The organism is Nitrosomonas halophila (assembly GCF_900107165.1).
In the GTDB taxonomy this organism is placed as follows: Bacteria; Pseudomonadota; Gammaproteobacteria; order Burkholderiales; family Nitrosomonadaceae; genus Nitrosomonas; species Nitrosomonas halophila.
The window spans coordinates 50,347-72,471 of the sequence record NZ_FNOY01000006.1; the positions used below are offsets into that span (position 1 = coordinate 50,347).

The following is a 22,125-nucleotide window of genomic DNA, read 5'->3' on the forward strand; positions in this document are numbered from 1 at the left end:
TTCCCAAAAAACCGGGGAATTGCTTTGGCTGGTTTTATGCCGTTATGATAACGAGAGATGAGAACACCGCATCACAAAGAGTTGGTACTACTCGGCTGTTTATTATTGTCAGGTTGCTTTTCCGTTATTTTCTGTAAAGCAGACAAAAATTCCATCGGCAGCGGAAAAACGATCGTAGAATTTTTCTCACCAGCGATTTCTGTCAGCGTCTGCAAATAACGAAGTTGTATAGCCTGAGGCTGTTTCGATAACACTTGCGACGCTTCCAGCAAATGCTGGGAGGCCTGCAATTCACCCTGAGCATGGATCACCTTGGCGCGACGCTCACGTTCAGCCTCGGCCTGCTTGGCAATTGCCCTGATCATGGTTTCATTAAGATCGACATGCTTGATTTCCACATTGGCCACCTTGATTCCCCAGGCATTGGTCTGATCATCCAGAATCGCCTGGATATCATTGTTCAGCTTATCCCGGCTGGCCAGCATTTCATCCAGTTCATGCTGTCCCAATACAGATCGCAGCGTCGTCTGCGCCAATTGGCTGGTGGCCATGTTGTAGTCCTCAACCTGAATAATCGCCTTTTGCGCATCCACCACGCGGAAATAGATCACTGCATTGACTTTCACCGAGACATTATCCCGGGAGATCACATCCTGGCTGGGCACGTCCATGACAATGGTACGCAAATCGACCCGCACCATCGTCTGGATGATCGGGATTATGATGACCAGCCCCGGCCCCTTGACCTTCCAGAACCGTCCGAGCATGAATACCACTCCGCGCTCATATTCCCGCAGCACCTTGAAGGCACTGGCCAGAAAAAAAGCAATGAAGACAAGCACCATCGTAATGGCATATAGCATATCCGCATCCATATTGAAATCCATGATTAACGCTCCTTAGTATGATCGGTTAGACAAGGTTTCACTTCCAACATCAAGCCATCAACAGCCGTCACTTTCACTTTTTGCTTGGATGACAGCGGCGTATGCGCCCGCGCCCGCCACAATTCGCCATGCACCCGAATCCAGCCTTCATGTTCAAAATCTTCCACGACTTCACCCATGCTGTGCAAGAGCTCCTCACTGCCTGAAACCACCGGCCGCTTTCTGGCTCTGAGCACCATACCGAGCACAAATATAAAGAATCCCGCCGAAAGCAGCGTGAATGTCACAATCAGTGGAATGGAAATGCCGTATCCCGGTATCTCAGTATCAATCAGCATAATGGAGCCGATGACAAAGGCGACAACCCCCCCGATACCCAAGGCGCCGAAACTCGGTATCAGCGCCTCTGCCAGCATAAAGACGATGCCAAGAAAAATCAGCGCAACCCCGGCATAATTGACCGGCAATACCTGGAAAGCGAACAGCGCCAGCAACAAACTGATCGCCCCAATCACACCGGCAATAATCGTGCCCGGATTGGCAAACTCCAGAATCAGACCATAGATGCCGATCAGCATCAGGATATAGGCAATATTGGGATCCGTGATGATCGCCAACAGGCGCGTCCGCCAGTCCTGCTCAATGTGGGCCAGTGTTAACGACTGCGTGGACAGGCTCATCTCCTGCCCCAGCACATTGACCGGGCGGCCATCGATCCTGGCCAGCAAATCGTCCATATCCTCCGCGACAAGGTCGATCACTTTTTCTTTCAATGCTTCGCTGGCGGTCAAGCTGACGCCCTCGCGCACCGCCAGCTCCGCCCAATCGGCATTGCGTCCCCGCATCTCGGCCAGACCACGGATATAGGCCACCGCATCGTTGATGATTTTGTTCGTCATGGCATCCTGGGTGCGGGGCTGTCTCGTTTGTTCGTCTCCCGGCTTGCCATCCGGCGCATCCGGCAATTGTGGAAATCCACCGATCTTTACCGGCGTGGCCGCGCCCAGATTGGTCGCCGGCGCCATGGCAGCAACATGGGTGGCATAGAGAATATAGGTACCCGCGCTGGCCGCGCGGGCCCCGCCCGGCGCCACATAACCGACGACTGGAATCGGCGAGGCAATGATCTCCTGAATGATTTCGCGCATCGACACATCCAGACCGCCTGGCGTATTGATGCGGATGATGGCCACTCGCGCCTGTTGCTCCACCGCCTTGGCTAGGCCGCGTTTGACGTAATCATGCGTCGCCGGGCCAATCGCTCCCTCGACATCCAGCCACACCGCCAGGCCGTTGGCACGGCTGTTGTCCTCCGCATTCACCTGCCCGAACAGAATACCAGCCCATAGCAAAAGCCCAAGCAACCCGACACATCGCATCATGAAATATTGACTGGATCTGTATGTATGCATGCTTACCCCGATAGCCAACGTTGACGAACAATTTCCCGATTCAGCAGCAGCCATTGCAAGGCGATGATGGCGCTGGCCGAACCGATCCGGCCGCTATTCAATAACGCCCGCGCCTGAGCCAACGCCATGACATGGACCTTGATATCCTCATCTTCCTCGGCCTGGCCATGGATACCACCGATCCCGGTTGTATCCACACGCCCACAAAACAGCGCAATCCGCTCGGTCGTGCCACCAGGACTGATCAGATAATCGTAAAGCGGAATCAGATCGCTGACATGACAGCCCGCCTCTTCCACCGATTCCCTTGTCACAACCTGCTCAGCCGACTCATCCGTGTCGATCATCCCCGCCACGATTTCCAGCAGCCAAGGCCCGCCCGGTGCTGACATAGCACCCGCCCGGAATTGTTCGATCAGCACCACCCGATCCCTTTCTGGATCATAGGGCAACACTGCGGCGGCATGTCCCCGCTCCAGCAATTCGCGGGTAATCGGACGGCTCCATCCGCCGTCAAACTTGTGGTGCCGCAAACGATACCGCTCCATGCGGAAAAAGCCCTGAAAACATATGACTTTCTCCAGCACCTCAAATCCCATTTCCGCTTGCGCTGGCCGCGCTGAATCACGAGACATAACCGGTCTCCAATGCATGCGCCCAATCATAGAAATGGCGTGACTGCGCCAGCTTCGCCATCGATCGATAATCATAAGGCACCGATACCAGCGCCACGCTCCACTCATTGCGTACACGCTCAAGCAAAGCGTAGTGGGCATCCGGAGAACCGGTCTGGATCACATGCGGATAGGGCGTCGCATCGTCGAAAGCCGGCAATCCCACGCTGCCCGGATTGACCACAAGCTGGCCGGATGAAACCCGGATCGCGCGCGGCTTATGCGTATGTCCACACAAAATCAATTTGGCCTGCGTCGCGCCCAGGCGCGCTTCCACTTCCTGGCAGCTGGCCATGCGTGCCCCGGTGGGTTCAACCGTTTCCAGCAAATACTCGAGATCGCTGCTGGGCGTGCCGTGACACAACAAAATCCCCGAACGCCATACCAATTTGACAGCTGGCAACGTTTTCAGCCAGGCCAACTCGCTGGCGCCCAATTGCTCATACGCCACTTCATCCACATCGGTACAAGCTGGTGTCCCATAGGCCAGAATCTGATGATCGTGATTCCCAGCCAGATGCACCCAATCCTGGGCCATCAAAAACTGTGCGGTTTCAAGAGGCAGGAGGGGACCGGATAAACAGTCCCCCAGATTGATGACTTGATCCACACCATGACGCTTGCAGTGCGCCATGACCGCCTCCAGAGCAGGCAGGTTGCCATGAATGTCTGAGACGACTGCAAGGCGCATGGTATGAAGAAACTGCAGTTAGTGTTTCATATCCGACACTTGCTGAATGCCAGCCAACAGCCAGGCAGCACGGGAATCGTCGAGATCCTTCTGCACATGCCAGATTTCGTCAAACGACTCGGCCTGCGCATCCGGTGCGTCCCGCAATTGCCCGCTGAAGCGCACACTGGCGATCGCCTGATTGCCTTCGGTTGTCATATCGACCAGGCTGGCTTCCACGAAGACAACTTCGGTTTGTTGCGCAACAGGCCCTTCCTCCTGGATCTGCTTGTTCAGCTCGGCGAACAATTCAGGGGTCGTATAAGCGCGGATTTCTTCCAGATCGCCTTTGTCATTGGCAGCCTGCAAGCCGATGAACGAGCGTTTGGCATGCATGAGGAATGCATCCACATCGAAATCCGCCGGCACTTCAAACGTGTCGCCACTGGCCGCACCACTGGCTGCAGCCGCGCCAATGGGAGAAGAAGAAGAAGAAGCCGGCATTTCCGGCTTGGGCGACAGCACACTGCCCGCCGCACCCCCGGCTCCGGCGCTGGAATACTGCATCGGTCGCGACGCCTGCCCGCCCGCGGATCTGCGCAGCATGCGGATCACAAAGAATATCCCGGCCGCAAGCGCGATCAACACCAGAATATCCATGAAATTGATGCCATCAAATGCGCCACCCATGAACAATGCTGCCAACAGGCCACCAGCGGCCAATCCGGCCAGAGGACCTAACCACTTGCTGCCCCCGGCGGCCGCACCGGCTGCCCCTGCGGCACCCGTGGCTGACTGGCCAGGCTGCTGCGGTTTGGGAGCCGCCTGCTGTTTGTTGAGATTGAGCGACTCGCGCTGTTTGCCAAAGCTTTTTCCGCCACCCATGCGTCTGGCCTCGGCATCGAATGCCATCAAACTGAAGGTAAACAAGGTTAGCGTCAAAAGTGTTAGTATTCTCATCATGAATCTCTCCGTGAGTCAAAAATATATTTCGAATATCGAGTATAGCACCATCCTGAATATCGCTGGACCACACACCAGGAGAATGCACCCATGATCACTAGCATGACAGGTTATGCAGCAATCTCCAAGGAAATCCCGCAGGGTTCTCTGGCATTGGAGCTGCGCTCGGTCAATAACCGTTATCTTGATCTCCTGTTCCGGCTGCCAGATGAATTCCGGCCATTGGAGCCGGACATGCGCGAACTGCTCGGCGCCCGGCTGGCGCGCGGCAAAATCGACTGCCGTCTGACCTTCACCGCCTATCCCGGCGCCATTCAGCGGCAACGGCTGAACAACGAGCTCCTGCACGAGCTGCGCGACCTGAGCCATGAGATCAAATCGGTCTTTCCCAATGCCGGCGATCTCACCCTGTCGGATATCCTGCGCTGGCCCGGCGTACTCGACAGCGACCGCGTTTCCTTCAGCGAACTGCACGCCCCCTGCATGGAATTATTGCAAGCCACACTGCATGAACTCATCGCCACTCGCGAACGCGAAGGCGACAAGCTCAAGCTCCTGTTGCTGGAACGCCTGCACCGGCTGCGCCAACTGGTGCTGGACCTGCTGCCCCGCCTGCCGGCCATGCTGACAGGCTTTCAGGAAAGATTGCTCAACCGGCTGCAAGCTGCCGGCCTTGATGAAAAAGACGAGCGTATCCGCCAAGAGTTCACATTATTTGCCAATAAAATCGATGTGGATGAAGAATTATCGCGCCTGCAGAGCCATCTGGACGAAGTCGAGCGCACCCTGCAAAAAGGTGGCGTGGCCGGCAAGCGGCTCGACTTCCTGATGCAGGAACTCAACCGGGAGGCCAACACCCTGGCCTCAAAATCAGTCGACAGCGAAATCACCCAGGCCTCGGTCGAAATCAAAGTGCTGATCGAACAACTGCGCGAACAGATCCAAAACATTGAATAATTATTTATGCCTCGATACAATTTCCAGTAGGATAGAAGCACGGCGCAGTTCTTTGTCGGTTGGGTAGTGCGCAAGCGCATCCTAAGCAGGAGCCGGTGACGATCCAATCGTCGTAGGGTGCGCTTGCGCACCGATCGATACCGCCACTTACCGCCTGGATAGGGACCGGTCACATCTGTCGCGTTACTGAAAATAATTCACAGGCACATAATTTTTTGCACACCCCAAAACCGCCGCCGCTTGCCATGTCGGCCCAAAGTCCTGGGCGAGATAAAAACCCTCAATAAACCCAGTGGTTGTGCGCCAGCGGCATCCTGTTGAGAAGATTCCTACGCTCCTTCCAATCAGGCAGGAATTTATCCATATACGCCTTAAAGCGTTCACTGTGCTTGCGTTCCAGCAAGTGAACCAGCTCATGCACCAGTATGTATTCCAAACATTCTGGCGGCTTCTTGGCCAGCTCCAGGTTCAACCAAATGCGTTTCGCTTCGGTATTGCAGCTTCCCCATTTGGTTTTCATTTTTTTTACGCCCCAACTGGCCGCCTCAACGCCCATTTTGCTTTGCCAGTATTCCAGCAGGCTGACTATTCGTGCCTTCAGACCCACGCGACAATACGCCGAAAGCACCAACGCTTTATTCTCAAGCGAGGTACCGGGATTGACGTACAGGTGGATTTTGCCACGTCCAACCCTGACTTCATGACGTCCAGATCGTTCCACGACATTCAAGCGATACCGCTTGCCCCACAGGTAGTGACATTCGCCGCTCACCATCTCCCGGTCAGACTGTCGGGGTTGTTTGGCGAAGTCACTTTGCTGTTTCTTGATCCAGGGTAGACGACTGATCACCGCCATGCGGATAGCCGTCTCCGTCATGGACTCAGGCGCCGATACCCGAACGCGACCATCTGGCGGCAGAACGCTGATATGCAAATTCTTGATCGCCTTGCGATGGAGCTGCATCGTGATTGGACCGATCTCCAGCGTTGCCATCAGTGGTACTCTTTCTGCGCCTTGGCCAGCGCCATGACGCGCTGGATATCCACCTGGTAATCGGCAGTTTTCTCGCGTATCGCATTCGCGATTTCGCGTTCTTTAAATCGGTCGCCCACCCAGTCGGCTTTTTTAGTGTAGCGAATGGCGCGATCGATTTTGGTCGCCAAACCCTCATCGTTGCCAAAGTTATCGTAGAACGCACGTTTGGCGCCCGTATTCATAGACGGCGGATAGTTTGAAGCGGTCTGATCCGGACGAACCACCTTGTGCGCCAGCGCCCGAATGCGCTCCAAGTATTCCTGGTATTCAATCGACTTTTGTCTGCGCAGCGTAATCAGCTCATCCAGCAATACCGACATCTGCTCATAGTATTTCGGGTTGACCGGATTTTCATCCACAATGGTCCTGCGCACGTTATTTTCGATCGTTTCCGCCATCGCTTCAGGGTTGTTGCGAAGGCGCTCGGGCAGTGAGTCCATTGCATCTGCGCCTTTTTCAACGATCAACTCGATTAAGCCGAGCTCTTCAAAATCCATCAGTGTTTCGCTGTTGTCAGCACGGATATACATATCCAGCAGGTGACGCATGGCTGGCTCGAAGCGCTTCATCTCAACCAGGTCGCCACTGGCCAGCTTCACTTCTTCACGGACTTTTTCGTAATGAGTCACCTCGTTGCGGACCGACTCGATCTCCTGTGCAGAATAACCCGCATCGGGCATTTCATTGGCAATGTTGGCAAAAGCACGCAGCAATTTCGCCACGTTTTGATACAACGTCAGGCGTAGCGCTTCTTTTTCGGTCAGCTCGTCTTGATTGCTGCCCGACTCACCACAGAAATAGTGAATATAGTCTTCCGTATGACGCGGGGCTTTTACCGGCTCACATAGCGCACGCACCATTTCCAGCGCATTGTCCAAGTCGAGTTTGGCTTGTTCCAAACGGTCTTTCAGCAAACCCGCCACGTCTTCCTTATCGTATCCGTCAAACGCACCCTGGGTGTAATCGGAGATGGCTTTATCCAGAGACCGGAACAGGTCTTTATAGTCGACGATATAACCGTATTCCTTGTCGTCCCCATCCAGCCGGTTCACCCGGCAAATGGCCTGAAACAGGCTGTGGTCGGACATTTGTTTATCAATGTAGAGGTAGGTGGCAGAGGGGGCATCAAAGCCGGTCAGTAGTTTATCCACCACAATGAGCAAGCGCATTTGGCCTGGCTCCTTGATAAAACGCTGCTTGACCGCTTGCTCAAACGCCTCGACACGGTTGACGGCCTGCTCTTCAGATTGCTCGAAGTAGTCGGCCAACATCCTGCGATAGATATCGTACTTGAACAGCTTTTCGGTCAGCCCTTCGCCGGTTTCTTCGCCCTTGATACTGGCCGCTGTCGGCTGAAAACTGGTGACGATGGCCACTTTGCCTGCCAAATCGGTGTGGCTGAACATTTCATAGGCTTTGCAGGCTTGGTACACGCTGGAGCAGACCAGTATGGCATTGCCATAACCATCCATCAGCCGTGGTTTGGTATCCATATCCAGCAAGATGTCATTCGCGATCTGCTGCAAGCGCGACTTGCTGGACAGCACCTTTTGCAGGGTGCCCCATTTCTGCTTGAGATGAGTTTTCGCCAGATTAGACAACCCTCGGGTTTTCGCCTCAAACCATTCGTCCACCTTTTTCTGCGAAGTGATGTTCTGATCAATATCCCGCGCTTCATAGCGCAGATCCAGCACCACCCCATCGGCCACCGCCTCATCGAATTTGTAGGTATGAATGTAAGCGCCAAACACCTCGATGGATTTCTTTTTGTCCTTTTTCATCAACGGCGTGCCGGTAAAGCCCACAAACATGGCTGCCGGCAAGATCAACTTCATGGCTTCATGCAGTTTGCCAGACTGCGTGCGATGACACTCATCGACAAACACAAACCAATCACCCTTGGCCTTGAAGCCGGCAGGCAAAGACTGCTTCAACTCTGCAATAAACGCCTCGGTGGCCGCATCGCTTGCACTATCCGGCTGGCGGCCAAATTTATGCACCAGCGAACACACCAACCAGGGATTAGGCTGATGCAAGGTCGCAATCAGGTCGGCACCGCTTTGGGTGCGATAAATGTCTTCCTCAACGCCCGTGAATACTTTCTCGATCTGTTCATCCAGTTCGGTGCGGTCAGTGACGATCAATACACGGCTGTCTGTTACATTCTCCCGTATCCATTTGGCCAGCCAGACCATGGTCAGACTTTTGCCCGAGCCCTGGGTATGCCAGATAATCCCACCTTCCCGTCTGGCGACATGGCGCTTAGCGGCTTCAACACCAAAAAACTGATTGTGGCGGCAGGCCTTCTTAATCCCTGCGTCAAACACGATGAAATCGTGAATGATTTGCAAAAATCGCTGCGGGTTGCAAATGCGGCTTAGGTGAAAATCCAGCGGGCGCGCATAGGGATTGGCGACATCCTCTTTCCATTCCAGGTAATACTTTTCAGGCGTCTCGATCGTGCCATAGCGCAGCCCCTGGGTATCGTTACCCGCCATCACCAGCTGCAGGGTGGTAAAAAAGTTGCGGATAAAGTCTTTCCTTTGGTTATCCAGATTCTGGCGAATACCTTCACTCACCGAGACTGACGAGCGCTTGAGCTCAATCACGCAAAGCGCGATACCGTTCACAAAGAGCACGATATCAGGGCGCTTTTTGTATTCGCCTTTTATGGAAACCTCTTCGGCAATGGCGAAATCGTTGGCTGCAGGGTTTTGCCAGTCAATCAACCACACGGTCTGGTTCTGCTCGCCCGCGCCTGCTTTGTCCTTCACGCCATAGCGCAGCAAGCGGTAGACATCCTTATTGGCGTAGTAGAGCTTTTTGCCTTCTCCCAGTGCCGCCGCTGCATCCAACTGGCGAATCGCGCGCGTGATCAGCGCAGCACTCACCCCACGCTTTTTCAGCCAGGCGGTCAGCATATCCACTTCAATATTTTTGTTATGGTCTCTATCCCGCCAATCGCCCAAATAGCGATAGCCCAGTTCCGTTTGGAAGAACTGGACGATGCGATTTTGTGTGGCGCGTTCGCGCTGGCCGACCTGACTCAAAGCAAACTCCTACTCAACTAACGGTACACAATGCTTATCGGACAATCATCCGTGTTTTTCTGACGCCTGCTTTCATCGTTCAATGATTGCAGTGCTTTAATTTCAGCCTTCATGTTATGATCTAAAATGATATGTAACGCAAAAATTTAAGCTTCTCATGAAAATCAAACGCAGCAAGAATAAAGAAATCAAGGTTACCAAAACCATGATTATTCGTGCAGTCGCCAGCTCCACCGCCATCGAAACGGGTCAGCCCATACCTGTCATAGAAGCCAAGCTCAAGGCAGGCAGCACTAAATTCAGACATTTAGTGCTGGCACCCTAACGCCTTAAATCTCATTAAACGCTCGCTCAATCCAGTTCATCATCGGCTGGTAATTGCAATCCAGCCCTTGCCGAATCGCCGCAAAATAGGCATCCCGGTTGTCATCCCAAGACGAATAATCCAACGTACCATATCCCGCCTGAACGGCCATCGCATCGGCCAACATGCGCGCCAACCCGCCGTTACCTTCGCGAAACGGATGCACTAGAATAAATTCCACATGGATGATCGCCATGGCCTTGATCAGCTCATCGTCCGTTAACGCACGACAAGGCGAGTTTGGATAAATAATCGCTATCCAAGCGCTTGAGCAAATAAGGAATCTGCGCCGCGGCAGCGAATTGAAACCCGTTTTTGCCCATGTTGACCGAACGCTCAGCGCCCGCCCAATCGTAAAGCGGCAACAGCCACTGGCGATGCCATGTTTTCAAGTGTTCGGTCGTGATGACGCCTGCCGGCAGTTGCTGAAGCAATACCCGGTCATACAATTGTTGCAATAATAGCAGCTCAGCCTCATCGATCTCCTCAAGATCGGTAATGCCCAGCTTATTGAGCAACACGCGCTTGCCGGAACCCGGCTGATAAGCGGTTTGCGAGCCACCGAGCGCGTATTTATTCATACCAACCTTGTTTTCCCCGTCAGCAGCTCTTGCATCATGCCCTGTTTGATCTGGCGGGTTTTAGCGAGGCGTTGCTCCAATGCCTGAATGTCATCGTCCATATCGGACAAGATGGTGGCGATGGCGGTTTGTTCCTCTTTTTTGGGGATCACAGAACGAATTCCTTCTATAATGCTTGCGTTCAAGCTTGGTACTCCAGAAGCTTCGTTGTATTGCATCCAGTCAATCATACAAAACTTGTAGTAAACGAACTTTGCATCTACCCAAGGCTTGATTTCTGAGTAAAAGAGTGTGTCGACTGTCCAAAATGGTTTATCTGCATAACGTGGTTTATCGATTGTGCCCTTTCTACCGATAAGCACCGATGGCTTATCCCACAAATAACTATTTGCCCATCCAATTTGTCCGCCAGTAGCTAAAATTGGATATTCCCCATTCTCAACCTCTACACTTTTCTGATTTTTGCCGTGACGAATGGATAGCAGGCTTACAAATGGTGCAATCTCCCAATCCTCCGGAATTTCCCCCAACTCACTTTGCTTATAACCCTTTTTCGAGCCATCTTCGCGCAGGGCGAATTGGGGCAGGCGGGTGCGGCCGGTGAGTAGTTGCTGCATGGTGGCGGTTTTGATGGCCTGTTTTTTGGCGATCAGTTTTCCCAGCTCGCTGATCAGCGCATCGACATCGGACAGGGCGTTGGCGATGGCGGTTTGTTCTTCCTTGTTAGGAAAAGGAATTAAGTATGGATAAATGTGCTTATTATTAATTTGTGGAATAGATGTTGTGTCGGCAACCGAATCTATACCTCGGTAAGCTAGCTGGTTATATAAATAAAGTTCATCCAAACTTGCAGAGCATGTAAGAGTCATTAAGTTTGTATCCATAAATGAATCTGTCTTCAATACTCTAATTTTATTGGAAAATATTGATGCTCCTCGTTTGGGAAATATTACGCTTCCGGCTGGCACAACTTTCGATGTTAGAACAAAATAGGGCGTTGCCTCTGCGTATACGACTCCATTGTTCAGTTGTTCGACCTTAAAATACGGAACACCGTCTGACTGAAACTGGAATTTAGATGGGCTCTCGCCACTGCAAATGTATACAAGATCACCGAGTTGTTTCGTTTCCCAATCCTCCGGAATCACCCCAACTTCGGTTTGTTTATACCCAGCAGGCACAGCATTACCCGTTGCTTCTGTCAGATATTCCGCACTTACTTCCGCAACCTGATGGTTATTCATTGCACCCACTCCAAGCCCATGGCCTTCAGGTGCCTTGCCACTTTATCGCTCAGGTTTTCAACCGTCTGGGTAATCGTGGGCAGGGGCTCGGCATAACGCTCTTCCAGCTCTTTGACCCGGTTGGCTAGTTGCTGGGTGATGCGCTCGATTTCGGCCTCGATCCGGGCTTTGAGGGTGGCCAGCCATTTATCCTCGACTATCAGGGTTTGGATGTCGGCGTCACTGAGTTGCGGATACTGTTTCAATACCGCCAAATCCAGCGCCTCTTGCGCATCCTTGAGGGCTTTTCTGGCATCGGCCTCAAGATCAAACAGCTTTTTGGCGTGTGCCAGGGCGGTTTTTTCGTCTGGATCGGTGGCGAGTTTCAGCCGCGCCATGACCGTGGTTTTGGTGACTTTGTCTTTTTCGTTCAGGGCCTCGCTCAGGCCACCGTCTTCACCGCTGTTTTCCTCGATAAAGCTTTCCAGCGCTTGTGCCGCACCATCCAACTTGGCTTGCAGCGCATCCATGTTGGCCTGCTCTCTGGCAAAATAGCGGGCGATAATCAAAGTAGGCGGGATCAATTCGGCTTTGTACTTGGTTTTGTTGAGGGTGAGGTCGGGAGTTTCTTTGAGTTTTTCGCCTTTTTTGGCGACCAGTTCCCGCAGCACTTTTCCGGCTGGCCAGCCGTCCTGCACCAGCACATAGACATCGTCCTGCATGGCTTCCGCCCAGTAGTCCATCAATATTTGATAGATATCGTACTTGCTCAGCAGCGGGGTGTGGGCGTAGCTTTCCAGCAGGTCTTCACTGATGCGGTGGATGATCTGTTTGGGCATCTCCCCCGGTTGCAGGGCTTTTAGCGCCGCCCGTTCGCACCATGCGCTAAAGGGTCGCAAACTTTGCTCGGCAAAGGTCTTGAATTCGCGGTGGTTCAAAATGGTGCTTTTAACCTGGCTGGCCGCTACCAAGCCTTTGCTGTAACCCGCCCTGTCTGCCGTGAACAACGTGGCGCGAAGGCTGGGGAAAACTTGCCAGTAGGGTTCCAGGGCATCAATGTCCCGGTTGGGAATACCGCCTTGCAAATGAGCACGCAAGTCGTGCAGGTCTTCCGGCTCGCTGGCGTCGATATAGCGTGGGATATTCAGGTTGTAATCGTTGGCCGCAATCGCTGCAAGCGGCACCATGCGGCTGTAACGTGGCAGTTCCAGTTGTTTGGTGAAGACATCGACGATTTTGTGCATGTCCTGGCTGCGCAGGCGGTTTTTGTTGCCATCCTTCATGAAACCCTTGCTGGCATCGATCATAAAGATGCCCGTGCGCGCCTGGGCGTGTGCTTTGTCGATCACAATGATGCAAGCGGGAATGCCGGTGCCGTAAAACAGGTTGGCGGGCAGGCCGATTATGCCTTTGATGTAACCCTGTTTGATCAGGTTTTCACGAATGCGCGCTTCGGCATTGCCCCGGAACAACACGCCATGCGGCAGGATCACCGCGCCTTTGCCGGTGCTTTTCAGGCTTTTGATGATGTGCAGCAAGAAGGTGTAGTCGCCGTTTTTCTCCGGTGGAATGCCCCAAGTGAAGCGGCCAAACTCGTCCTCCGCCGGGTTGATGCCGCTGGTCCAGTTCTTGTTGGAAAATGGCGGGTTGGCGACAGCGAAGTCGAAGGTTTTGAGCTGGCCGTTGGCGTCTTTCCACTGCGGGTCGGAAATCGTGTTGCCCTTCCAGATTTTGGCGGTGGCGTTGTGGTGCAGAATCATGTTCATGCGCGCCAACGCGCTGGTGGCGTTATCCATCTCCTGGCCGAAAATCGACAGGCCACGGGGCGCTTCGTCACTGGCTTTCAGCAATAGCGAGCCGGAACCACAGGTCGGATCATAGACGGTGGCATCTTGTGACGTGCCGGCATGAATGCCGATCACCTTGGCAAGCACGCGCGACACTTCTGCCGGCGTATAAAACTGCCCCTTGGACTTGCCCGATTCGGTGGCAAAGTGGCGCATCAGGTATTCATAGGCATCGCCCAGCAGGTCGTCGCCGTCAGCGCGGTTGGCCGAGAGGTTCAACCCTTCAAAAATACCGATCAGTTTGGTCAGGCGATCGATCATTTCCTTGCCTTTGCCCAGCCTGTCTTCATCGTTGAAGTCGGCGACATCAATCACACCCTTCAGGTCATTCTCTTCGGCCAGGGCGCTGATGATTTTATTGATCTTGTCGCCAATTTCCTTGTCGCCTTTCAAGGCGATCATGTCATCAAAACTGGCGCCCTGGGGCACAGCGATCATGCCGTAAGGGTCGCCTTTGTATTTGTCGGACACATACTTCATGAACAGCAGCGTCAGCACATAGTCTTTGTACTGACTGGCATCCATCCCGCCGCGCAACTCATCGCAGCTGGCCCAAAGGGAGGAGTAGAGTTCGGTTTTCTTAATGGCCATTTGGCGTCCTTAATTTGCTGACGTGCTGCCCTTGGCCGGCACACGCTCAAGAATATGGTGTATTTCGCAGTCAAACAGCACGCAAAGCTTATCCAGCGCTTCTAAATCCACTTTTTGAGCAGTTTCTTTGTAAAGCAGGGTGACGGTATTGCGGCTTAAGCCGGTTTCGCGGATCACATCGCTTATGCGCATTTTATGCTCGCCCATCAGCCGAGCCAGGTGGCAGCGGATCATGTAGATTCTCCGTGGTTGGGGATACTTTTCACCCTTATTGCCGGTATTGGATTGATGTTCGATACCCTACCACGATTTCCATTTATGACAACTTATTTCAGTTGAAATGAAATTTTTATTGACATACTTACATCCTGCAGGGTGCGCTTGCGCACCGGCTTTTGCTGTGTGACGGCTAGGAGGTTGTCCGAGAATAGTGATCGTAGCGAGGGCGAGGCTGGTTGAGCGGGATTTTTCGATCATTTGAGGCGAATAGTCGTTCTATTCAACGAAAAGGATCGAAAAATCCAGCCAATCAGGCTCGTCCGCAGTAGAACAGTCTATTCTCGGACAGCCTCCTAGCTGCCGGTCGGGTATTTAATGGTGCGCAAGCGCACCCTTGGGACGAGCCGCGAAAGTAGCAGACAATACGAAATTTTCCCGGACAATTGTTTCGTTAACCAATTGATTTAATATTGTACAATTTCTGTATTCGGCGAGCAGATCCAAAACATTGCGCGATTTTCCATGATGCTCACTCTCTTAATTTTTTCCCCAGCAAACGTTGCCGGGCTAACCCAGCGTAAGCACATTGCGCCTAAACCAAAGATCATGCAATGAAGAGGCCACTCATGTCACGATTCATAATTTTGTGCCTTGCCACATTAGTTTGGGTCTGTTCACTGGCCGGTTGCGCCACGCGGCCCCATGCGACTCAAGCCCTGACTGTACAAATGGACTGCGGGCGCCTGCCGGTGACAGTCACCTACGCTGACGAGCACGCCACGGTCCTCGCCGGTGAGACGGAGCTGGCACTGAAGGCGGCGCGCAGTGCCTCGGGCGCCAAATACCAACTGCCCGACAACGAGCAGACTTTTTTCTGGAGCAAGGGCAGCAGCGCCTACTTGCAGATTGCCGGCCGCCCCTGGCCAGACTGCATTGAACGGGGTTCCCTGCCCGACCGGCTGCAAGCTCGTGGCAATGAGCCTTTCTGGTTGACCGATGTCCACAGCGGCCAACTGACGCTGCGCACACCCGACAACCCGGACCCAACGCCAGTCACAGGCCACCGGCAGGCTCTCGCCAATGGTGGCATACGGATCCACGCTCAAGTCGATGGCGTGGAAGTGGTGCTGGATATTTACCAGCAGCTCTGCAAGGACTCGATGACCGGCATGCCCTATCCTTATCGTGCCGAACTGGCACACGGCCAGACACGGGCACAAGGTTGCGCCGGCGCGCCGGAAAACCTGCTACAGGGCGCAGCATGGCGAGTCATCGCCATCGATGATGAACTGGTGGCAGAAGATGCCATTGGCACCATCGAATTCTTCGCTGACGGACTGGTGACAGGCCAGGCGTTCTGCAACCGCTTCAGCGGGCGGCACGCGCTGAGTGGCGAGGGTTTGCGCATCGGCCCGCTGGCCAGTACCAGGATGGCCTGCAGCGAGCCACTCATGACACTGGAAAACCGGCTGATCCAACACCTCGAACAAGTCATCCGCTTCGATATCGGCACTGACGGCGAACTGGTGCTGATCACCGCAGACAACCGGCGGATCAGCGCCCGCTTGAAACTCGACCAGCCGGCACTTCACGCACGGTAATTGCGTTGGCCCACACACAGCCGGTCCCGGAGAATAATTCAAGTTCAAGCGGAATTATTCTATTTTTCAGGTACATGACTAACACCCACTCCATCACGCCTGGCATACCCGCTTCGTAATCAGCAATTTTCTACCGGAGTGAATGCGAGCCGATTTGCCGGCAAATCGCCATTTCTTCCAATCTGTAAGTCATCTGTGAGTCCCATCTTGTTAGATTCGGTAACGGGTCAGCACTTTATCAGGCCCGCGACACTCAGGCGTCAATCAGCGACCCCGTATCGTCGGCATCTTGCGGAAAATTTGATAGTGGGGAATTAAAAGCTGGTCGCGCCAGGAAAGAAGAATCACGCAGCTTCGGTTTCGATGAGGATTTTCCGAATTTCACCCACGCAATTGGAGGACAAGAATATGAACAAGACATCTCTGTCAGCCTTCTTGCTGACTCTATCGACATTCTCTGGCATGCAGGCAGGCGCATCCGATGGACTTATCCAGAATATGCTCACGACAGAAAATACCGGCACATGGGCGAAAGTCGCCAATCATGTCATCACCAGATCAAAAGGCAAGGTCAATATAACGATTCAAGCGGATGGCCCGGTTCCAACACAAGGCTCGCTTGGCGCCATCGGCTACGGTGTTATAACCGGCGTTAACAGTGACGGCTATCCGGAAAACGTACTCGCTCTGACCTCCCACCTATGCGTGGCGGACAGTCTGGTGCAGGGCCCCGCAGGCCATGCATGCGGCGACAACACCACCGGCCTGCTGGCGGCACTTTTTGGGATCAATGATGAAGAACACAATGACGCAACCTGGCATGCACATTTTCTGGATCTGAAGCCGGCAACCGATATCTGCCTGGCTGCAACCGGATCAAGCAGCCTGGGCCTGGAAGTCGATTTGGCGAGGACCCTGGCAACCCGGAATAATGTCAGTCCAGAGAACGAAGTGATAGTTAACAATGACGATGAACCCGGTCCAGCTGTTTCAGTCCAGAACCTGAATCCGCAAGACTTTCACAACGCGGCTTTCAGAAAGGCCATGGTAGTATCTTTCCGAATCGTGGCACACGCCGACGATAACAAAACGGTAACGAATCTTTGTCTTGCCAAACCCTAACCAACCAGATCGCTTGCGCCAGCACAATAAGACTGGTGGGAATGGTTCTAATCGTGCTGGTGCCGGAGCAAGCAGCCATGGTGAGAATTATCGAAGTGTGGCAGAGGTGAGATGGTATGCGTGCATAACCGGCAAGACACAAATAGCCGGGATCCTTACGAATCTTGCTTCAAACGCCAGAGGCACGGACACCGATGCCATGTTCATAGACCAGCTTGCCGCCCAGCCAGCCAGCGATGCACAAGGTCACGGCACCTGCAACCGACAGGATCAGGGCAAGCGTGCCTGGCTGGCCGAGGCTGGCGCCATCGAGGCGCAAAAACAGGCTCACGGCATAGCATGACCAGCTTGCCAGCATGAGCAGCATATGCTGATTGGCGGTCTTCATCGCAGGATGCTGTGGATCGATTTTGCCAAGCTCCATCAGACCGGTCACCATGGCCAGCAAAGCGGTAATGGTACCGACCGTGAGTAACACCCCTGCCACCCAACTGACTTGCTCGTTGCCGAACAAGCCGGCCATATCCCCAATGGTTGAGAGGAGCCAGGTTGCGACGGGAAAATGCACGATAATCGGGTGTAAGGGGTGTCTCATGGCATCACCTGAATGTTGCTTTTAAAACAATAGACTGAGTAACGTGAGGAAGCCTGCGACCGCCACCCCTGCATGAATAATGACGACATTTTTGGGTGCGACGGTGCCTTTGGCATGCAACGACGCAAGATAAAATCCGCCCAACGCAGCGACCACCAACAAGCCGAGCGCGGCACTCAAACGCCCTTCAGCCGCGCCCCCCAGCACCATCATGATCAGCATGACCAGACCCGTGGCGCCCAGCAAGGCGTGTACAATGGAGACTGGCCATGGCGCCAGCTGGCCTGAAAAAATTTTAGAAGCCAGAAAAATACCGCCAACAGCAGCAACCGCTAATATCAGAATGACATATGTAAGCATTGATTCCCTCCTTTTTTGCGTAAGGATTTCAACTATACTGCATGTTCCGGCACTTTTTCAATATATATATGTCAAAAGTTGCAAATTAATCCACCTATCCTGAAAATGTCTGCACTTTCACTTTTAGGCCAGCGCCAGCAATCGCTATTGACAACACTGCTCCATCATCGCGAGGGGCTCACCATAGAAGAATTGTCAAGCCGGCTCGCAATTTCGCGTAACGCCGTCAATCAGCACCTCGCCAGTCTCGGCGAGAGTGGTTTTACCCAAAGCACCTTGCTGGAAAGCACCGGCGGCAGACCCAGTCGCGTCTATACGCTCACGCCGAGTGGCCTGGAGCTTTTTCAAAGACAATACGCCCTTCTGGCCAAGCTTCTGCTTGCCTGGACAAACCAGCACATGGGAGAGCAAGCGCTCGAAAGCTGCCTGACGGATCTTGGCCAACAAATGGCGAGCGAGTATGAGAGCCGGCTCGCCAAACATGCATCACAGGCCGGCAAACTGCGTGAAGTGGCCGCCATCCTGTCCGAGCTGGGCTATGATGCCCATGTCGTGCAAACGCCAGAACAGCGCCTGGAAATCATTGCCAACAATTGCGTTTTCCAGGCGCTTGCTCAGCAGTGCGAAGGCTTCTGCACGCTCGACTTAAGCTTCTTGGCCGCGCTGCTCAAGGCAAAAATCGAACACAAGGAGTGCATCGTCCGGAACGGCAACCGCTGCTGTTTCAGGATCGCCGATTCCGCCAACTAGGAGGCTGGCAAGATGCCCCCGCTAGCGCTGCGTGAAAAAGAAAAGCAGGCTGCGCACCAGCTCTGCCATGAAATCGATATCCAGCGTATCCATGGTGTCCGAGCGGCGATGGTAGTGGGGATTGCGGTAAAAAGCGGTATCGGTCACCATGACCGCCGGATAGCCTTCATCCCAGAAGGAGGCGTGATCGCTGAAGCGGATGGTCGGCATCAGCCAGCCGTTGAATGGCACATTCAGCGAAACGGTGGGCAGCGCCGGGTTGTTCTGGAAAGCCTCCTGCAGCGCAGCCGTAAAACTTCTGGATGAAAAATTCCCCACGATACCGATGAAATCGCCTGTTTTGGGATAATTCATGAAATTCAGGGGGAAAGGGTAGGATTGGCACCCTTTCTCATGACAGGTGTAGCCCACCATTTCCAGGCAGATCATGCCTTCCAGCGACTCCTGGCCGGCCTGCATGGCGCGTGCATGCACTCTGCTTCCCATGAAACGCGTCGAGAAGACAGGCGGCTCTTCGAGCGCAAAGGCAACCAGCCGAATCACCAGGTCATCGGCCAACAAGGCACGGTTTTGCTGGAGCATGGCCGCCAGTTCCAGCAAAACCGCCACGCCACTGGCGTTGTCATCCGCACCGACCGTGCCGTAAACGCTATCGTAATGCGCACCGACAACATAGCGCCGGGTGGGATGCTCTCCCCGTGCGATTTCGGCAACCACATTGGATACCGCCGCCCCCTTATAGTCGTAAGTTTCCAGCCTGGGCTGAAGACCGATCTGCTCAAAAGCCGCATGAATCGCATCCCGCGCTTTGCTGTGCTGATCCAGCCGGTACACACTGCGCTCACCGATTTCCACGGTGAGCAGACGCAGATGCGCCTCCATGCGCCGCATGCTGTCGCTTTTGTCAAACTGAAAGTTGGTCATGGATGCCCCGCCGGTGGATAAATACCCCACCAGGATAACAAAGACTGTCCAGATCCAGAGACTAGCAATGCGTCCATAAACAACTCCCGGCCTGATATTGATTCTGGCAAACAATGACTTGACATGGGTCCCGTTCATGAAATTTGGACAGCGCATCCGTTACCGTCCAATAGGAATCAGATACAAAGGCGCCTGCGGCGCGGGCAAACCGGCAGCCTGCTGCACGAGATCATCCTGGAATGCACCAATGAACACAGCGCCAAGCCCCAGGGAGACCGCCTGCAAAGCGACATTCTGCGCAACATGCCCGGCTTCCATATGCACATAGCGCTTGCCACGCTCGCCATACCTGCCGGTTGTGCGTGCATAAACGGCTGCCAACAGAATGGTTGCTGGCGCCTGGCTCACTGCCCTTTGCTGGAGCGCGGCCTGGCTGAGTGCAGAACGCTTCTCCCCGAGCGCTTTCACGGCCAGGGCATGGCGGTGCGGCACATATTGGTAGATACCCGCTTCCAAGCCGCCCACCTTCCCGGCGATCAGATAGATTGCCAGAGGATAAAGCGCCCCGGCCGAGGGCGCAGTCCTGAAGCCGCCAGGATGAGTCATACCCTGGGCGGCCCATAGCAGCTGAGAAATCTGCGCCAGCGTCAAGGGTTGATCGCTGTACTCACGCACAGATCGCCTCGTTGACAACGTCTGCTCCAGCGAAACCGCACCCCGGTGAACGGCAGCGGGCAACTGTATTTCACGCGTTTTCTGATCTTCGGACATGGCATTGCCCCCCATTGTCAAAATCAGGCATCCAGGGATGAACCAGCCCATCGCCCAATGCCGCCAGACCTTGGCGCATAAATCGATGCCGGATCGATGCATATATCGCTCCTTGACTGTGGCAGCTCCGTGCCGGTCAACAGTTATCAGGAATCGGCGGCCTTTACCGGAAAATCGTTCTCCGCGCGATCGGCCGCCTGGCGCCCGCGCGACTCGTCGACATTACGGCTGAAGAACAATGCCGCTCCAAACAACACCACACAGAACAAAATCGCGCTTTTGAGGCCAACCAGAATCTGCAGCAGACCGATCGCCAGCAATCCCACCATCCCGGCCAGCTTCATCGACAGTCCCCAAAATCCAAAATACTCGGCTGAGCGCGACAGCGGCGAAAACAAACCTATCAGCGTGCGCGTGGATGATTGGCAAGAACCCAGGCTCAAGCCCGCCACACTCCCCACCAGCAAAAATATATATTGCGCCTGCCACTCGAGCCCGAAATGAATACGCCCTGCTTCGGCGATGTCGGGTGTCAAGAAAATCAGCGCAATCGCCAGCATCCACAATACCAGTGTCAGCCGATAAGTAAACAAAGCCCCGAACCGGTCCTGAATGAAACCAAAGGCCACCGCCCCAAGCGCGGCTGTAATCTGCACGATGATGAACATCCATGTCCTGACCTGCTCGTCCCAGCCGATGATCTGGGCGCCATAGATGAAGGCATAGGTAATGATGATATAAATGCCGCTCATCGCGAAAAATATCGACACCAGAATGATGGCCAGATCACGCCGATCCCGGATATGTTCGATGGTGGTCCGCACTCTGCCAAATCCCAGACGCAGATAATTGACCCCGGACGGCAAGGGCCTGGGGATCCCCCGTTCCCGAACCCAGAGAAAGGTTGGAATGGCCGCCACCAGAAAGAAGAACGCCGCCCAGGGCCCGACCCAGCGTATGTTTTCGAAATTTTCCGCGCTCACCTCACCCAGCACCAGCAACACAAAAATGGCTGACACCATGCCACCAACATAACCCAGCGCCCATCCAAAACCGGATATTTTTCCCAGATCCTCCGGCGGACCCAAATCTGGCAGAAAGGCGGCAATGAATGCCTCGCCAATCGAATAAGCAAAATTCGACACAATCAGCAACAACACACCCAACCAGGCATAACCCGGCGCCACAAAATAGAGTGCCGCGGTACTGACGACGGTCAACAGATAGCTGGCGAACAAGAAGCGCTTTTTGCTGGCGGTGTAATCCATGACCGCACCCGCAATCGGCGAAAGCAGCACCACCCCCAGATAACCCGTTGCCAGTGACAAGCTCCACAAGAGATTGCCCAACCGGTAATCGGGCGCATCCCCGACTATCACCCGGGTAAACAAGTCGCCGAACACGACCGTCACGATCAGCAATGTATAGGCCTGGTTTGCGAAATCGAACATCGCCCAGCCGAATATTTCCTTCTTTGAAGCCCTAACGCGTTGTGTCATAAACCCTTTCCCGCCGGATAACGATCAAG

The 22,125-nt window shown here is 54.0% G+C and carries 22 protein-coding genes; 5 read left to right on the forward strand and 17 right to left on the reverse strand.

The features are described from left to right. Nucleotides 1-71 precede the first annotated feature (71 nt). From BLV85_RS02600 to BLV85_RS02620, 5 genes are read right to left on the reverse strand one after another with little or no spacing between them, the layout of a single operon-like run. Nucleotides 72-845 carry a slipin family protein gene (locus BLV85_RS02600; protein WP_425433772.1) on the reverse strand — a complete coding sequence of 258 codons (774 nt, stop codon included), beginning with the start codon at nucleotides 843-845 and terminating at the stop codon, nucleotides 72-74. A gap of 44 nt (nucleotides 846-889) precedes the next feature. Then, nucleotides 890-2,299 (reverse strand): NfeD family protein, encoded by a 1,410-nt coding sequence (locus BLV85_RS02605; protein WP_090411829.1) that lies wholly within the window; start codon nucleotides 2,297-2,299, stop codon nucleotides 890-892. 2 nt (nucleotides 2,300-2,301) lie between these two features. Then, nucleotides 2,302-2,934 carry an NUDIX domain-containing protein gene (locus tag BLV85_RS02610; RefSeq protein WP_245725055.1) on the reverse strand — a complete coding sequence of 211 codons (633 nt, stop codon included), beginning with the start codon at nucleotides 2,932-2,934 and terminating at the stop codon, nucleotides 2,302-2,304. Next, complete coding sequence (locus BLV85_RS02615) at nucleotides 2,924-3,664, reverse strand: metallophosphoesterase family protein (protein ID WP_090411831.1); 741 nt, start codon at nucleotides 3,662-3,664, stop codon at nucleotides 2,924-2,926. Before BLV85_RS02615 ends, BLV85_RS02610 begins: the two co-directional genes overlap by 11 nt. Before the next feature lie 18 nt (nucleotides 3,665-3,682). Next, on the reverse strand, nucleotides 3,683-4,603 hold the full coding sequence (locus BLV85_RS02620; RefSeq protein ID WP_090411887.1) for a Tim44 domain-containing protein: 921 nt from the start codon (nucleotides 4,601-4,603) through the stop codon (nucleotides 3,683-3,685). Nucleotides 4,604-4,696: 93 nt separating this feature from the next. Here BLV85_RS02620 and BLV85_RS02625 point away from each other — a divergent pair, with 93 nt between their 5' ends. Then, complete coding sequence (locus BLV85_RS02625) at nucleotides 4,697-5,563, forward strand: YicC/YloC family endoribonuclease (protein WP_090411833.1); 867 nt, start codon at nucleotides 4,697-4,699, stop codon at nucleotides 5,561-5,563. A 280-nt stretch (nucleotides 5,564-5,843) separates the two neighbouring features. Here BLV85_RS02625 and BLV85_RS02630 read toward each other — a convergent pair whose 3' ends face one another. Both BLV85_RS02630 and BLV85_RS02635 read right to left on the reverse strand, forming a co-directional pair. After that, nucleotides 5,844-6,557, reverse strand: coding sequence for a M48 family metallopeptidase (locus BLV85_RS02630; protein WP_090411835.1), 714 nt, complete (start codon nucleotides 6,555-6,557; stop codon nucleotides 5,844-5,846). After that, nucleotides 6,557-9,649, reverse strand: a complete 3,093-nt coding sequence (locus tag BLV85_RS02635) for a type I restriction endonuclease subunit R (RefSeq protein WP_090411837.1) — start codon at nucleotides 9,647-9,649, stop codon at nucleotides 6,557-6,559. Before BLV85_RS02635 ends, BLV85_RS02630 begins: the two co-directional genes overlap by 1 nt. A 157-nt stretch (nucleotides 9,650-9,806) precedes the next feature. On the opposite strand from BLV85_RS02635, the gene BLV85_RS15075 reads away from it, so the two are divergent. Then, the gene (locus BLV85_RS15075) at nucleotides 9,807-9,974 is read left to right on the forward strand and encodes a hypothetical protein (protein WP_176973901.1); all 168 of its coding nucleotides are present in this window, start codon (nucleotides 9,807-9,809) and stop codon (nucleotides 9,972-9,974) included. A gap of 4 nt (nucleotides 9,975-9,978) precedes the next feature. Here BLV85_RS15075 and BLV85_RS15415 read toward each other — a convergent pair whose 3' ends face one another. From BLV85_RS15415 to BLV85_RS02655, 5 genes are read right to left on the reverse strand one after another with little or no spacing between them, the layout of a single operon-like run. Continuing rightward, nucleotides 9,979-10,209, reverse strand: a complete 231-nt coding sequence (locus BLV85_RS15415) for a Fic family protein (RefSeq protein WP_218132761.1) — start codon at nucleotides 10,207-10,209, stop codon at nucleotides 9,979-9,981. A 13-nt stretch (nucleotides 10,210-10,222) separates the two neighbouring features. After that, nucleotides 10,223-10,594 (reverse strand): Fic family protein, encoded by a 372-nt coding sequence (locus BLV85_RS15420; RefSeq protein WP_218132762.1) that lies wholly within the window; start codon nucleotides 10,592-10,594, stop codon nucleotides 10,223-10,225. Further along, on the reverse strand, nucleotides 10,591-11,838 hold the full coding sequence (locus BLV85_RS02645; protein ID WP_090411840.1) for a restriction endonuclease subunit S: 1,248 nt from the start codon (nucleotides 11,836-11,838) through the stop codon (nucleotides 10,591-10,593). Before BLV85_RS02645 ends, BLV85_RS15420 begins: the two co-directional genes overlap by 4 nt. After that, nucleotides 11,835-14,255 (reverse strand): type I restriction-modification system subunit M, encoded by a 2,421-nt coding sequence (locus tag BLV85_RS02650; RefSeq protein WP_090411842.1) that lies wholly within the window; start codon nucleotides 14,253-14,255, stop codon nucleotides 11,835-11,837. The genes BLV85_RS02645 and BLV85_RS02650 overlap by 4 nt, the downstream gene beginning before the upstream one ends. A gap of 9 nt (nucleotides 14,256-14,264) precedes the next feature. Then, on the reverse strand, nucleotides 14,265-14,489 hold the full coding sequence (locus BLV85_RS02655; protein WP_090411844.1) for a helix-turn-helix domain-containing protein: 225 nt from the start codon (nucleotides 14,487-14,489) through the stop codon (nucleotides 14,265-14,267). A 611-nt stretch (nucleotides 14,490-15,100) separates the two neighbouring features. Here BLV85_RS02655 and BLV85_RS02660 point away from each other — a divergent pair. Beyond that, nucleotides 15,101-16,075 (forward strand): META domain-containing protein, encoded by a 975-nt coding sequence (locus BLV85_RS02660; protein ID WP_176973902.1) that lies wholly within the window; start codon nucleotides 15,101-15,103, stop codon nucleotides 16,073-16,075. Between the two features lie 408 nt (nucleotides 16,076-16,483). Further along, a complete protein-coding gene (locus BLV85_RS02665; protein WP_143032277.1) occupies nucleotides 16,484-17,197 on the forward strand; it encodes a hypothetical protein in 714 nt (237 codons plus the stop codon). A 169-nt stretch (nucleotides 17,198-17,366) separates the two neighbouring features. Here the strand turns inward: BLV85_RS02665 and BLV85_RS02670 are convergent, their stop codons facing one another. Both BLV85_RS02670 and BLV85_RS02675 read right to left on the reverse strand, forming a co-directional pair. Continuing rightward, nucleotides 17,367-17,792 (reverse strand): DUF2231 domain-containing protein, encoded by a 426-nt coding sequence (locus BLV85_RS02670; protein WP_090411850.1) that lies wholly within the window; start codon nucleotides 17,790-17,792, stop codon nucleotides 17,367-17,369. A 21-nt stretch (nucleotides 17,793-17,813) separates the two neighbouring features. Further along, nucleotides 17,814-18,152 (reverse strand): hypothetical protein, encoded by a 339-nt coding sequence (locus tag BLV85_RS02675; protein WP_090411852.1) that lies wholly within the window; start codon nucleotides 18,150-18,152, stop codon nucleotides 17,814-17,816. A 147-nt stretch (nucleotides 18,153-18,299) separates the two neighbouring features. Here BLV85_RS02675 and BLV85_RS02680 point away from each other — a divergent pair, with 147 nt between their 5' ends. After that, nucleotides 18,300-18,902, forward strand: coding sequence for a helix-turn-helix transcriptional regulator (locus tag BLV85_RS02680; protein ID WP_245725056.1), 603 nt, complete (start codon nucleotides 18,300-18,302; stop codon nucleotides 18,900-18,902). Between the two features lie 21 nt (nucleotides 18,903-18,923). On the opposite strand, the gene BLV85_RS02685 is transcribed toward BLV85_RS02680, so the two are convergent. The 3 genes from BLV85_RS02685 to BLV85_RS02695 are packed head-to-tail and all read right to left on the reverse strand — an operon-like array spanning nucleotide 18,924 to nucleotide 22,096. Continuing rightward, nucleotides 18,924-19,982: a M28 family peptidase gene (locus tag BLV85_RS02685; protein WP_218132763.1), complete on the reverse strand. Its 1,059-nt coding sequence runs from the start codon at nucleotides 19,980-19,982 to the stop codon at nucleotides 18,924-18,926. A gap of 3 nt (nucleotides 19,983-19,985) precedes the next feature. Beyond that, complete coding sequence (locus BLV85_RS02690) at nucleotides 19,986-20,699, reverse strand: SagB/ThcOx family dehydrogenase (protein WP_218132764.1); 714 nt, start codon at nucleotides 20,697-20,699, stop codon at nucleotides 19,986-19,988. Nucleotides 20,700-20,743: 44 nt separating this feature from the next. Then, entirely contained in the window at nucleotides 20,744-22,096 is a 1,353-nt protein-coding gene (locus tag BLV85_RS02695) for an MFS transporter (protein WP_090411856.1), read from the reverse strand. Nucleotides 22,097-22,125 lie beyond the last annotated feature (29 nt).